13 protein-coding genes and 1 tRNA gene are annotated in these 12,297 nt (G+C 59.3%); 8 read left to right on the top strand and 6 right to left on the bottom strand.

Annotated features, from left to right (window positions below):
• Positions 1–38: 38 nt before the first annotated feature.
• Entirely contained in the window at positions 39–359 is a 321-nt protein-coding gene (locus EOL43_RS05840; protein WP_133486491.1) for a DnaJ family domain-containing protein, read from the bottom strand.
• 116 nt (positions 360–475) lie between these two features.
• Here EOL43_RS05840 and EOL43_RS05835 point away from each other — a divergent pair, with 116 nt between their 5' ends.
• Positions 476–961 (top strand): lytic transglycosylase domain-containing protein, encoded by a 486-nt coding sequence (locus EOL43_RS05835; RefSeq protein ID WP_133486489.1) that lies wholly within the window; start codon positions 476–478, stop codon positions 959–961.
• Between the two features lie 160 nt (positions 962–1,121).
• Here EOL43_RS05835 and tig read toward each other — a convergent pair whose 3' ends face one another.
• From tig to EOL43_RS05820, 3 genes are all read right to left on the bottom strand, one after another.
• A complete protein-coding gene (tig, locus tag EOL43_RS05830; RefSeq protein ID WP_133486487.1) occupies positions 1,122–2,453 on the bottom strand; it encodes a trigger factor in 1,332 nt (443 codons plus the stop codon).
• Between the two features lie 22 nt (positions 2,454–2,475).
• Positions 2,476–2,560 (bottom strand) — tRNA-Leu (locus tag EOL43_RS05825).
• 169 nt (positions 2,561–2,729) lie between these two features.
• Positions 2,730–4,349, bottom strand: a complete 1,620-nt coding sequence (locus EOL43_RS05820) for an NAD(P)H-hydrate dehydratase (protein WP_133486485.1) — start codon at positions 4,347–4,349, stop codon at positions 2,730–2,732.
• A 166-nt stretch (positions 4,350–4,515) separates the two neighbouring features.
• Between EOL43_RS05820 and EOL43_RS05815 the strand changes: the two genes are divergently transcribed.
• A complete protein-coding gene (locus tag EOL43_RS05815; RefSeq protein WP_133486483.1) occupies positions 4,516–4,854 on the top strand; it encodes a P-II family nitrogen regulator in 339 nt (112 codons plus the stop codon).
• Between the two features lie 35 nt (positions 4,855–4,889).
• Positions 4,890–6,296 (top strand): type I glutamate--ammonia ligase, encoded by a 1,407-nt coding sequence (gene glnA / locus EOL43_RS05810; RefSeq protein WP_133486481.1) that lies wholly within the window; start codon positions 4,890–4,892, stop codon positions 6,294–6,296.
• 151 nt (positions 6,297–6,447) lie between these two features.
• Here the strand turns inward: glnA and EOL43_RS05805 are convergent, their stop codons facing one another.
• Positions 6,448–6,717, bottom strand: a complete 270-nt coding sequence (locus tag EOL43_RS05805) for a hypothetical protein (RefSeq protein ID WP_133486479.1) — start codon at positions 6,715–6,717, stop codon at positions 6,448–6,450.
• Between the two features lie 138 nt (positions 6,718–6,855).
• Complete coding sequence (locus tag EOL43_RS05800; protein WP_133486477.1) at positions 6,856–7,632, bottom strand: heme-dependent oxidative N-demethylase family protein; 777 nt, start codon at positions 7,630–7,632, stop codon at positions 6,856–6,858.
• 235 nt (positions 7,633–7,867) lie between these two features.
• On the opposite strand from EOL43_RS05800, the gene EOL43_RS05795 reads away from it, so the two are divergent.
• The 5 genes from EOL43_RS05795 (at position 7,868) to EOL43_RS05775 (ending at position 12,270) form a co-directional block, all read left to right on the top strand.
• A complete protein-coding gene (locus EOL43_RS05795; protein WP_133486475.1) occupies positions 7,868–9,082 on the top strand; it encodes a bifunctional alpha/beta hydrolase/OsmC family protein in 1,215 nt (404 codons plus the stop codon).
• A 91-nt stretch (positions 9,083–9,173) separates the two neighbouring features.
• Entirely contained in the window at positions 9,174–10,223 is a 1,050-nt protein-coding gene (gene alr / locus EOL43_RS05790; RefSeq protein ID WP_133486473.1) for an alanine racemase, read from the top strand.
• A complete protein-coding gene (locus tag EOL43_RS05785; RefSeq protein ID WP_133486471.1) occupies positions 10,220–11,005 on the top strand; it encodes an MlaE family ABC transporter permease in 786 nt (261 codons plus the stop codon). Before alr ends, EOL43_RS05785 begins: the two co-directional genes overlap by 4 nt.
• Positions 11,002–11,748, top strand: coding sequence for an ABC transporter ATP-binding protein (locus EOL43_RS05780; protein WP_133486469.1), 747 nt, complete (start codon positions 11,002–11,004; stop codon positions 11,746–11,748). Before EOL43_RS05785 ends, EOL43_RS05780 begins: the two co-directional genes overlap by 4 nt.
• 81 nt (positions 11,749–11,829) lie before the next feature.
• The gene (locus tag EOL43_RS05775; protein ID WP_133486467.1) at positions 11,830–12,270 is read left to right on the top strand and encodes a paraquat-inducible protein A; all 441 of its coding nucleotides are present in this window, start codon (positions 11,830–11,832) and stop codon (positions 12,268–12,270) included.
• Positions 12,271–12,297: the final 27 nt, after the last annotated feature.

Below are 12,297 nucleotides of genomic sequence, written 5' to 3'. Positions count from 1 at the left end.
CGAGCGGCCTTTTTCTTTGGCACTGATGTGGGTGATGTCTAGGAGGTGCGATAGAACTTGCGGCGTGCTTCCTGTTCGATCGACAGGCGCATCTCCAAATCCGCAAGTTTACGCATTACGGCTTTCTTTTCAGTTTCGTCTTTGGTTTGGCCCAACACCTTCAATTGCGCATCAATCGCCTTCTTCAGCTCGATCTCGCGTGGCAGCACGCCCGCTTCGGCCATGATACCCATGCCCGCAGACACGACATCGCCGCCCTGTCGATCTGGCAGAGGCTTCCCCTGCCCTTTCAGATCATCCAGCTGCCCTTGGGCTTTCGCTTTCTGGATATGGTGTTCGGCCAAGTCACGCCACTTCATATTTGATCTCCCGATCAATGCGTTGCTCTTCCGTATATATAAGCACAAATCGGCGACTTTTTAACGCGGAGGCTACAGCCTGTTCCTGCTGACAATTCTACCCCTATAGTTCTCGCATGAGAAAGTTTTCGCGCCGCACCGCCCTCGTCCTATTTGCTGCAACTGCCCTGACCGCCTGTGGCCGTCGATCAAGGCGGCGTACCGAGCGTACGGACGGTTTCAACCCGCCCCTCTATCCCAACGAAACACCCGAATTGCGGGCTCTGATCAACAAATGGGCGGACCACTACCAGATCCCGCGCGAGCTGGTGCACCGTCAGGCCGTACGCGAAAGCACACACCGTCCCGAGGCGCGCAACGGACCCTATTGGGGGCTTTTGCAGATCCTGCCCCAAACCGCCCGCACCATGGGACATCGCGGCCCGGCAGAGGAGCTGTTGGATCCGAATGTGAACCTGAAATACGCGGGTAAGTACCTGCGCGGCGCCTATATTGTGTCAGGTGGAGATATTGAGGGCGCGATGAAATGGTATGCGCGTGGATATTACTATGAGGCCAAGCGGTTGGGGCTGCTGGTCGAAACCGGCCTGCGCCCGGGATAGGGCTGCTGGTGGCTCACTATGTGAGCCTGGAGGGGCGTTGCCCCTCGGCCACTCGAGTTCGAGCGACCTCACCCCAGGATACTTTTTGCAAGAAAATGAGAGGCAAACGAAAAAGGCCGCCCCGATTTGGAGCGGCCTTCTGAATGTCTGTTGGTAAGACTTATTCGTCTTCCAGAGCCTCAACGGCTTTCTGCAGATCGTCTTTCGAGACTTCTTTTTCCGAAACTTCGGCCAGCTCGAATACGTAGTCCACAACCTTGTCTTCGAAGATCGGCGCCTGCAGCTGCTGACGCATCTGCGGGTTCTGCTGAACGAATTCAAAGAACTGGCGTTCCTGACCCGGGTACTGACGGGCTTGGTTCATCACGGCTTGGGTCATCTCGGCGTCGGTGACCTCGATCTCGGCTTTCTGGCCCAGCTCGGCCAGCAGCAGGCCCAGGCGTACGCGGCGACCGGCAAGTTTCTTGTGCTCGTCGGTGGCTTCGATTTCCGGGTGATCGTGGCCCTGCACGTCCGGGTTTTCTTCGTGCCACAGCTGGTGTGCGATCTGACCAGCTTCGGCGTCCAAGAGCGACGGCGGCAGGTCGAAATCAACCAGCTTGTCCAGCTCGTCCAGCAGGCCGCGCTTCATGACGGCACGAGCGGCACCGGCAAATTCTGCTTCCAGACGCTCGCCGATCTGCTCTTTCAGAGCGTTCAGGTCTTCGGCGCCAAACTTGGTGGCCAGCTCGTCATTGATCTCGGCAGCGACGGGCTCTTTCACCGCTTTCACGGTGCATTCGAACACGGCGTCTTTGCCAGCCAGGTTCTCGGCGCCATACTCGGCGGGGAAGGTCACGTTGACCTCTTTTTCTTCGCCGGCTTTCACGCCAACCAGCTGCTCTTCAAAGCCGGGGATGAACGAGCCCGAGCCCAGAACCAGCGGGTAGTCTTCAGCAGCGCCACCGTCGAAAGCTTCGCCGTCAACTTTGCCCAGGAAGTCGATTACAACCTGGTCGCCGTCTTTCGACTTGGTGCCTTTTTTGCGGTCTTTGAAGTCCTGAGCGGTCTCGGCCAGGTTGGCCAGCGCTTCGTCAACTTCGCCTTCGCCAGCTTTAACAACCAGCTTCTCAAGCTTGATGCCTTTCAGATCGACTTCGGGGATCTCGGGCAGAGCTTCGTACGACATTTCGATTTCAACGTCGTCGCCCTCTTTCCAATCCTCGTTGGTCATCTTCACGTCAGGCTGCATGGCCGGACGGTCACCCGATTCCTCGAAGTGCTTGTTCATGGCGCCATCGACAGCTTCCTGCATGGCTTCGCCCATCAGGCGCTGACCAAACTGCTTTTTCAGCAGAGCCATCGGCACTTTGCCTTTACGGAAGCCTTTCATTTCGACTTCGGGCTGCGCTTCGACCAGCTTTTCGTTGACTTTGGCGTCCAGATCAGCGGCCGGAACCACGATCTTGTAGCCGCGTTTCAGACCTTCGTTCAGGGTCTCGGTGACCTGCATCGTCTCGTCCTTCTTTCAATTTTGGTGCGGGTGGAGGGACTTGAACCCCCACGCCTTGCGGCGCCAGAACCTAAATCTGGTGCGTCTACCAATTTCGCCACACCCGCTAAAACCGAGGACGGCCCGCGTTTTCAGGACGGGGCCGTCCAAATTCGCGCCCTTCTAGCACCAGTGCGCAGCGGATGCGAGAGGAAAAGCGCCCTTATCCGGCTGGAGTTTGCCCAATTTTTTGCTCTTTCGGCGGGGATACCGGGCGTGAGCCCCAGAATCAGGCGCTTACGCCCCCAATTTGCGGAACACGGCGGGCAGTTGTTCGGGCAGATCCTCGGCAATCAGGCCCGGCCCAAACTCCAGTGCGCATTCCACATGCAGCCACGCCCCGGTTTCTGCCGCCTGCATCGGCGCAAAGCCCCGCGCGAGCAGCCCGGTGATGAAGCCTGCCAGCACGTCGCCCGATCCTGCGGTGGCCAGCCACGGGGCGGAGCGTTCATAGGCGGCGGAGTTGATGGAACACACGCCATCCGGCGCCGCGATCACCGTGTCCGGCCCTTTGAACAGCACCACACACCCTGCCCTTGCCGCAGCTTCGCGGGTCGCGTCCACTTTGGAATAGGCCGGGCCTTTGGTGGCAGGCGCGTTCAGCTTCTCGGCAATGTCAGGGAACAACCGCGCGAACTCGCCCGCATGAGGGGTCAGCACGCAGTTTTCATGCAGCATGTCGAACAGAGCAGACGGATCGTCCTTAAACGCCGTCAAAGCATCCGCATCCAGCACCATCGCGCGTTTGGCAGCCAAGGCCACCGGCACCAAGTTCCGCGCCCGCTCGACACCCAATCCGGGCCCAAGGCACAGCGCATTGAGCCGTTCATCGGCAAGCACCGCCTGCAACGTCTGCGCATCCCCCACCGGAGACAACATAATAGCCTCCAACCGCGCTGCGTTTTCTTGGAGTGCGCCGGGTGTCGGGGCGACGGTGACAAGCCCTGCCCCGATGCGTAATGCACCTCGCGCCGCAAGGCGGGCAGCGCCGCCTTTGCCGGACGGGCCGGAGAGAACGAGGGCGTGGCCGTGGGAGAATTTATTCCACCCGTAATTTTTTCCAATCCAAGTGGGCTTGCTGACCAACTCAACAATCCCTTTCACCTGCCCAGCTCCACAAGTTGCGTCCGGAGTCGAGATTGGCGTCGTTTCCTCCCCACTTTGCTTGGGATCGCTTCCAATTCCGATGGATTTGACAACGACTTTTTGCACACCTATCGGCCCAAGGGACAACCGATGTCCAAGCTTTTCGCTATGAAAACTGACCGTCAGGTTTGCCCAAACACAGCTATCAAATGGGTTTTCATCATCGTACCCAATATATCGACCGCTGTCGGCGCAAATTCCGCTCGGGATATCCACTGAAACTACATTGGGCATATCTTTGCTTGAAGAATAATAGTTCATTGTGTCTTGTACTACTCCAAGCGTGTAAAATGGACGGCTTAGACCTGTTCCGAAGATCGCATCAATGACGACTTTCGCCCCCATGTCGTGGTCAATGTCGAAATCGGCATCACCCAAAGGCTTAACCTCCCCCAACTCCATCCACCGCTCATAGTTCACCCGCGCATCCGGGGGCAGCTTCTCGGCGTCACCATAAAGGAACACCTCGACCTCCCAACCCCACTCTTTCAACAGCCGCGCGACCACGAACCCGTCGCCGCCATTGTTCCCCGGCCCGCACAGCACCACCGCTTTGTGAGAGGTCTTTGCCAGATCGGGCCATTCTTCGAAAATGGCCTCGACCACGCCTCGGCCCGCGCGCTCCATCAGCTCCAGCCCGGTGACCTCGCCCGACTCGATTGCGGCCGTCTCGATGGCGCGCATTTGGGCAGCGGTTAGCAATTCCGTCATCTCAATCTTCTCACTCTGCTCAAACTTCGCGCGCTCTGCTTAATTTTTAGGCACATGCTTAGTTTTTCACACCACGCGTGCGCTACCACCACCCTAGCCAATTGCCCCTCGCCAAGGAAAGTGGTCAGTGATGCTCAACACGATGTTTCGAACCGGGGGGCTATCCATGAAAAAGATCGAAGCCATCATCAAGCCGTTTAAGCTGGATGAAGTAAAGGAAGCACTGCAGGACATTGGCGTGCAGGGCCTGTCGGTGATCGAAGTGAAGGGCTTTGGCCGTCAGAAAGGCCATACCGAACTGTATCGCGGCGCCGAATATGTGGTCGACTTCCTGCCCAAGGTGAAGATCGAGATCGTACTGGCCGACGATCAGGTGGATGAAGCCATCGAAGCCATCATCGACGCGGCCAAGACCGACAAGATCGGCGACGGCAAGATCTTTGTCAGCCCCGTTGAACAAGCCATTCGCATCCGCACCGGTGAATCCGGCGACGATGCACTCTGAACCTAACGAATACACACGAACCAAAGGATACTGATATGAGCGCTCAAGACGTACTCAAGCAGATCAAGGATGAGGACATTGCCTATGTCGACATCCGTTTCACCGATGTGCGCGGCAAGCTGCAGCACGTGACCGTGGACTGCGACCTGGTCGACGAAGACTTCTTGGAAGAAGGTTTCATGTTTGACGGCTCGTCGATTGCCGGCTGGAAGTCGATCGAAAGCTCGGACATGAAACTGATGCCCGACACGGCCAGCGCTTACGTTGACCCGTTCTATGCAGAAAAAACCCTGTGTCTGCACTGCTCGATCGTCGAGCCCGACACCGGTGAGAAATACGGCCGTGACCCGCGCGGCACCGCCGAGAAAGCCGAAGCTTACCTGAAGTCCTCGGGCATCGGTGACGTGGCTTACATGGGTCCGGAAGCTGAATTCTTCCTGTTCGACGACGTTCGTTTCTCGAACACCATGAACAAAGTGTCGTTCGAAGTAGACGCCGTAGACGCCGCTTGGAACACCGACACCGAGTACGAAATGGGCAACACCGGCCACCGTCCGGGCGTCAAAGGCGGTTACTTCCCCGTGAACCCGATCGACGACGCACAAGACCTGCGTTCGGAAATGCTGACCACGATGAAGAACATCGGCATGAAGACCGACAAGCACCACCACGAGGTTGCTTCGTGTCAGCACGAGCTGGGCCTGATCTTCGACAGCGTCACCAAGCAGGCTGATGAACTGCAGAAATACAAGTACATCATCCACAACGTAGCGCACGCTTACGGCAAGACCGCAACCTTCATGCCCAAGCCGATCGCAGGTGACAACGGCACCGGCATGCACGTGAACATGTCGATCTGGAAAGACGGCAAGCCGCTCTTCGCTGGCGACAAATACGCTGACCTGTCGCAGGAAGCTCTGTGGTTCATCGGCGGCATCCTGAAGCACGCCAAGACGCTGAACGCTTTCACCAACCCGTCGACCAACTCGTACAAGCGTCTGATCCCGGGCTTTGAAGCCCCCGTTCTGCGCGCCTACTCGGCCTCGAACCGTTCGGGTTGCGTACGTATTCCGTGGACCGAAAGCCCGAAAGCCAAGCGCGTTGAGGCTCGCTTCCCGGATCCGGCAGCGAACCCCTACCTGTGCTTCTCCGCCCTGCTGATGGCTGGCCTTGACGGCATCAAGAACAAGATCGATCCGGGCCCCGCACAGGACAAGAACCTGTACGACCTGCCGCCGGAAGAGCTGGAAGGCATCCCGACTGTTTGCGCATCGCTGCGTGAAGCTCTGGAAAGCCTGGAAGCCGACAACGACTTCCTGACCGCTGGCGACGTGTTCACCAAAGACCAGATCCAGGGCTATCTGGACCTGAAATGGGAAGAGGTTTACGCCTACGAGCACACCCCGCACCCGGTGGAATACCAGCTGTACTACAGCTGCTAATCCCGGCACCAAACACGCGAAAGGGCACCGTTTACGGTGCCCTTTTTCATTTGCAGGGCTTCCTAGGCTTCGCAAGCACAACAAAAAAGGCGCCCAACAGGACGCCTTCTTCAATGATCTTCAAGCCATGAGAGCCCGAATTCTTTTAGGATCAGCTGCTCGCTCCAACACGGTCATGTGCCGCACGGTACTGGCGATGCCCTTCCTGAATGCAGAGAGCGTCACCTTCAGCTTTCGACATTCCGGCAGGAACGGCGATCGATTCATCCCACTGAACGCGGTCACGCATGTACAGCTGGCAGGTTACCACGCCTTTTTCGGTCTTGATCTGGACAGGGTTGCTTTCATATGCCGACTTGTCGACACAGCCTGCCATCACACCGGTGGCTGCAATTGCCATCACCAAAGTAAGTTTCTTCATAATTTTTCCCGCTCCATGTTCACTCGCGATATCTGCCCGTCGGGCACACATAGCTTTAAGCCACAAAATTTGTCTAAACTATGAATATTGGCGCGCAAAATTCAGTTAAACTGCGCTTATTTGCCCAAAGAACGCAGATCAATCGCGTTCCGGCAGATTGATCCCCAACGCGTCCAACCTTTGCTGCGCCAACACATAGGTATGGATCGAGAAGATCACCGCGTCCGTTTTCGCAAGTCGCTTCATGGTCTGCCGTTCGACTCGCAACCATTTGGGGCCGCCAGCGTCATAGCTTCGACGCTCCTCTTCCCGACGTGGCTGAAACAGCTCGGGATCGTTGTAGAATAGGTAATTCGCCCGCCACATTGGGCGCGCGACCTGAATGCCATCAAACAGGCGTTGAACCCGCCGGGCGATATCGGGGGTGTAGGCATCGACAGGTATGTGTATTTTCACCAATGGTTTAAGAAACTTCTGCTCAAGCGACCAACTGGCCGGAAAACAAAGGATGGCGCCTGTCATCACATGCTCATCGCCTTGTTTTAGCATGATAACAAAGTCTTCCTGCACCAGCGCGCCCGCTGTTAAAAGCGGCTGAGACCAGTCCAAAGGCACCAAACGCCCATCTGGGCAGCGCACCGCGTCTGCTCGCACCGCGAATCCCTCTTTGTCCGAGAGCTCCGTAAGCACATTTTCAAGCAGTTCTTCCGCCGCAGCGCGCGCACCATCGGACAGTTTATGAACGATCTGCCTATGTTCGCGCATCAAAGACAGTCTGTGCGCCATTTGCGCGTTATACGCATCATCAACCCGCAGCCAGTCTCCGGGCGCGACCGGATTCAGCCCCGGAAGCCGCGCGGTCTTGGGATCTGCCCAGGGCAGAATCGGTAGCTCGTTTTGACAGATCTCGACCATCTGCATCTCCTGCCGACTGACAGGCCGGACTGTGCGCGGCGCGTCACGGGGGTGCAAGCGCAATCTGAGGCGCCCCTTCAACTGAACCTACGTTTCTTCACCCTTGCGTGAGCTTGCCCCCGCCCCCCTTGCCGTGATGCTCGCCGCACGCCACCTTCGTCCGAGCACTTCATTTCCGTCAGACCGGACGATCTCTGCGCCCGCTTTGGCAATGCCGATCACGACAGGAGCCCCCATGCCGACCGAAAAGTTCACCTTCCCCGGACATTCCGGTCACGATCTGGCCGCGCGTTTGGACCTGCCGGATGGGCCGCATCTGGCAACCGCGCTGTTTGCCCATTGCTTCACCTGCGGCAAGGACATCGCGGCTGCGCGTCGGATCTCGGCCCGCCTCGCCGCGCTTGGCATCGCGGTCCTGCGGTTCGACTTCACCGGTCTTGGCCACTCGGACGGGGATTTCGAGAACACCAGCTTCACCTCGAACGTGCGCGACTTGGAGAGCGCTGCCGAGGCATTGCGCGCGCGTGGCTACCCGCCTGCCCTGTTGATTGGCCACTCGCTTGGCGGGGCTGCCGTGATCAAAGCCGCCTCTCACCTGTCGGGCATTCAGGCGGTCGTAACCATCGGGGCGCCTGCCGACCCCTCGCACGTCATCGAGAATTTCGAACACGCTTTGCCCGACATCGCCACCGATGGCGCAGCCGAAGTCTGTTTGGGCGGGCGCCCCTTCCGCATCGGGTCGGGTTTTGTCGAAGATGTACGCGAACATCAGTTGGACGAGGCGTTGCAATCCCTGAACGCCGCCCTTCTGGTCCTGCACGCCCCGCGCGATCAGATCGTCTCGATCGACAACGCGGCGACACTCTTCATGGGGGCAAAGCACCCAAAAAGCTTCATCACGCTGGACGATGCCGACCACCTGATCAGCCGCGCAAGTGACGCCGAATATGTGGCCGAGGTGATCGCCACTTGGGCCGCGAAATACGTGAACCTCGCTTCGCCTGCCCCGCCCATCGGCGCGCCCGAGGGTATCGTCCGCGTGTCCGAGGCCGACCCGCGCGGCTTCCTGCAGGACATCCAGTCCGGCCCGAAACACCACACCGTCGCAGACGAACCGCTTGCCTATGGTGGCACCAACAAGGGTATGTCCCCTTATGGCTTTCTGTCGGCGGGGTTAGGCGCCTGCACCTCGATGACCATCCGCATGTACGCCCGCCGCAAGGGCTGGCCTCTGGATCATGTCCGCGTCGAAATCTGTCATGACAAGGTCCACGCCCAAGATGCCGAAACCGGAGCGAAAAACCGGATCGATACCTTCCGGCGCGAGATCCACCTGACGGGCGATCTGGACGCCGATCAACGCCAGCGCCTGCTGGAAATCGCCGACCGCTGCCCGGTGCATCGCACGCTTGAAAACTCCAGCCATATCGAAACCGTTTTGACCGACTGACACAGCACACTGACGGGCGAAATCCGCGTGCAGGTGCTGCGCGTCCGCTTTTTACCTTGACCCGGGCCACCGCTCCGTCAAAAACCCCTGTATGAGTACGGGCAGACTGACAATTGATCTGGATGCAGTGGTCGCAAACTGGCGGGCGCTGGATGCAAAAAGTGGGGCAGAGGTTCAGACCGCTGCCGTGGTAAAGGCCGACGCCTATGGGCTTGGCGTGGGCAAAGTTGGGCGCGCCTTGGCCGCCGCTGGCGCACGGCGCTTCTTTGTGGCCGCCGCCGAAGAAGGGGCCGACCTGCGTGAAGCGCTTGGCCCCGGCCCTGAAATCAGCGTCTTTTCCGGCCATATGTCCGGCGACACGGATATGGTTCACGATCTCGGCCTTGTGCCAATGCTGAACTCGGTCGAGCAAGTGACCCGCCATCTGGAAGCCCTGCCCGGCCATCCGTTCGGCATTCAGCTGGACACGGGCATGAACCGCCTGGGGATGGAGCCTGCCGAATGGGCCGCCCTGCGCGACATCCTGCTGCCGCAAAACCCGCGCCTGATCATGAGCCATCTGGCCTGCGCGGACGAACCCGACCACCCGATGAACCACCAGCAGCTGTCGGCCTTCCATGACATGACCGACGGGGTTCAGGTACCGCGCAGCCTTGCGGCCACCGGCGGCATCCTTTTGGGGCCGGACTATCACTTTGATCTGACCCGCCCGGGCATCGGCCTCTATGGCGGCTTCCCGTTCGAGGACGCCCAGACAGTTGTCCACCTTGACCTACCCGTCATCCAAATCCGCGATGTCGCAGAAGGCGAGACTGTGGGCTATTCGAACACCTGGCGCGCCGAACGCCCCTCGCGCGTGGCAACCGTGGCCGCAGGCTATGCCGACGGTCTGAACCGTCACCTGTCGAACCAAGCCGTGATGTTTTTCGAGGACACGCCCTGTCCCATTCTGGGCCGCGTCTCGATGGATATGATCGGGGTGGACGTGACCCATCTGCGCGACACGCCGAAATTCCTGACCATGCTGTCGGAGCAGCAAACCGTCGATGATCTGGCCGAGATTGCGGGCACCATTGGCTATGAGTTCCTGACCCAACTGGGCCACCGCTATCACCGCCACTATGCACGGGGCCGCGCATGAACGCTGTGACCAAACCCTTGGCCACCATTGGCCGCGTGACCCTTGGGTTTCTGGCGCTTGTCGGACGCGTGGCGATCTTTGCGGGCCAATCCATCGCCCATATCGTCCGCCCACCCTTTTACCCGCGCGAGTTTCTGACCGCCGTTCTGAACATCGGCTATTTCAGCCTGCCCGTCGTGGGCCTGACCGCGATCTTCACCGGCGCGGCGCTTGCCCTTCAGATCTATTCCGGCGGCCAGCGTTTCTCAGCCGAGGCCGTGGTGCCCCAGATCGTCGCCATCGGTATGGTCCGCGAACTTGGCCCGGTTCTGGTGGGCTTGATGATTGCGGCGCGTGTGACCTCATCCATTGCGGCCGAAATCGCCACCATGAAAGTGACCGAGCAGATTGACGCCCTCGTCACCCTCTCGACACACCCGATGAAATACCTGACTGCCCCGCGCGTTTTGGCCGCGACGCTGGTCGTACCGCTACTGGTCGGCATCGGAGACATCATCGGCATTATGGGCGGCTTCATCGTCGGCACGCAGCAGCTTGGCTTTGCCACCGGCCCCTACCTGAACAACACGTGGAACTTCCTCGAGATGTCCGACATCGTGTCCTCGCTGATCAAGGGCGCGGCCTTTGGTTTTATCGCCGCCGTCATGGGCTGCTATCACGGCATGCGCTCGGGTCGCGGCGCGCAAGGCGTGGGCCGCGCCACCAAAACCTCGGTCGAGGCCGCCGCCGTTCTGATCCTTGCCGCCAACTTCCTTCTCACCAGCTTCTTTTTTGCCACATGATTGAACTTACAAACGTCCATAAAGCCTTTGGCCCGAAACGAGTTCTGGATGGGGTAGACCTGACCATCAACCGCGGTGAAAGCATGGTGATCATTGGTGGCTCCGGCACCGGGAAATCGGTGCTGCTGAAATGCATTCTGGGCCTGATGGTGCAGGATCAGGGAACGATCACGTTGGATGGCGAAGACACGTCGAAAGTCGAACGGGACGCCTTTCTGGCGCGCTTCGGTATGCTGTTCCAAGGTGGCGCGCTGTTTGACAGCCTGCCCGTCTGGCAAAACGTGGCCTTCCGCCTGCTGCGCGGATCGCTGGCCAAACCCAAAGAAGAAGCACGCGAGATCGCAATCGAGAAGCTGCGCCGCGTGGGCCTGACGCCTGACGTCGCCGACCTGTTCCCGGCGGAACTCTCAGGCGGCATGCAAAAACGCGTCGGCCTTGCCCGCGCCATCGCCGCCGAGCCCGAGATCATCTTCTTCGACGAGCCCACCACCGGCCTTGACCCGATCATGTCCGGCGTCATCAACGACCTGATCCGCGAAATCGTCGTCGAAATGGGCGCCACCGCCATGACCATCACCCATGACATGTCATCCGTCCGCGTGATCGCCGACCACGTCGCGATGCTGCACGGGGGCAAGATCCAATGGACCGGCCCCGTTGGCGACATGGACAACTCGGGCGACCCCTATGTCACGCAGTTTATTTCCGGCAGCGCCGAGGGGCCAATTGAGGCGGTGAGGTAACCAGCTTCAGCGGGAAAACCTTTTCATTTCTCCCCGAACAGCTGCCTTGCGAAATCGCCTTCGAGGGCTTTCATAGATCCCATGACACTTCGCTATCTCAACCTCGCCCTCCTCATCGCCTTCCCCATCGCGTGGTTCGCGCCGCTGATGCATGCGGGCATCAACCTGCCGCTCTTTGGCTTAAAAGAGGTCAGCGTCGTCTCGGGCCTGCAAGCGCTGTGGGACACCGACGTGGTCCTCGCCCTGCTTGTCACTTTCTTCGCCGTCTTTGCGCCGATCCTGAAGGTCCTTGGGCTGGCGCTGATCCAGTTCGGCATGATGCGCCGCCGGATGCTGCCGGCGTTCAACGTCTTAGGCAAACTCGCGATGGCCGATGTCTTTCTGATCGCGCTCTATATCGTCATCGTGAAAGGCGTGGGGTTAGCGAAGATCGAGACCGGCTGGGGTCTTTATCTGTTCACCGCCTGCATCCTGACCTCGATCGGGTTAAGCTTCGCGACGGCGAAACGCCAAAAAGCCTGACGGGACAGCCGGCTAACCCCTTGCGCC

Source organism: Aliiroseovarius marinus (genome assembly GCF_004360145.1).
Taxonomy (GTDB): Bacteria; Pseudomonadota; Alphaproteobacteria; order Rhodobacterales; family Rhodobacteraceae; genus Aliiroseovarius; species Aliiroseovarius marinus.
This window is presented reverse-complemented; position numbering and strand designations above follow the sequence as displayed.

Coding starts and splice junctions, on each gene's coding strand:
- alr (WP_133486473.1), top strand. CDS start 9,174: ATGAGTACGGGCAGACTGACAATTGATCTGGATGCAGTGGTCGCAAAC.
- EOL43_RS05775 (WP_133486467.1), top strand. CDS start 11,830: ATGACACTTCGCTATCTCAACCTCGCCCTCCTCATCGCCTTCCCCATC.
- glnA (WP_133486481.1), top strand. CDS start 4,890: ATGAGCGCTCAAGACGTACTCAAGCAGATCAAGGATGAGGACATTGCC.
- EOL43_RS05840 (WP_133486491.1), bottom strand. CDS start 359: ATGAAGTGGCGTGACTTGGCCGAACACCATATCCAGAAAGCGAAAGCC.
- EOL43_RS05795 (WP_133486475.1), top strand. CDS start 7,868: ATGCCGACCGAAAAGTTCACCTTCCCCGGACATTCCGGTCACGATCTG.
- EOL43_RS05835 (WP_133486489.1), top strand. CDS start 476: ATGAGAAAGTTTTCGCGCCGCACCGCCCTCGTCCTATTTGCTGCAACT.
- EOL43_RS05800 (WP_133486477.1), bottom strand. CDS start 7,632: ATGGTCGAGATCTGTCAAAACGAGCTACCGATTCTGCCCTGGGCAGAT.
- EOL43_RS05785 (WP_133486471.1), top strand. CDS start 10,220: ATGAACGCTGTGACCAAACCCTTGGCCACCATTGGCCGCGTGACCCTT.
- EOL43_RS05820 (WP_133486485.1), bottom strand. CDS start 4,349: ATGACGGAATTGCTAACCGCTGCCCAAATGCGCGCCATCGAGACGGCC.
- tig (WP_133486487.1), bottom strand. CDS start 2,453: ATGCAGGTCACCGAGACCCTGAACGAAGGTCTGAAACGCGGCTACAAG.
- EOL43_RS05780 (WP_133486469.1), top strand. CDS start 11,002: ATGATTGAACTTACAAACGTCCATAAAGCCTTTGGCCCGAAACGAGTT.
- EOL43_RS05805 (WP_133486479.1), bottom strand. CDS start 6,717: ATGAAGAAACTTACTTTGGTGATGGCAATTGCAGCCACCGGTGTGATG.
- EOL43_RS05815 (WP_133486483.1), top strand. CDS start 4,516: ATGAAAAAGATCGAAGCCATCATCAAGCCGTTTAAGCTGGATGAAGTA.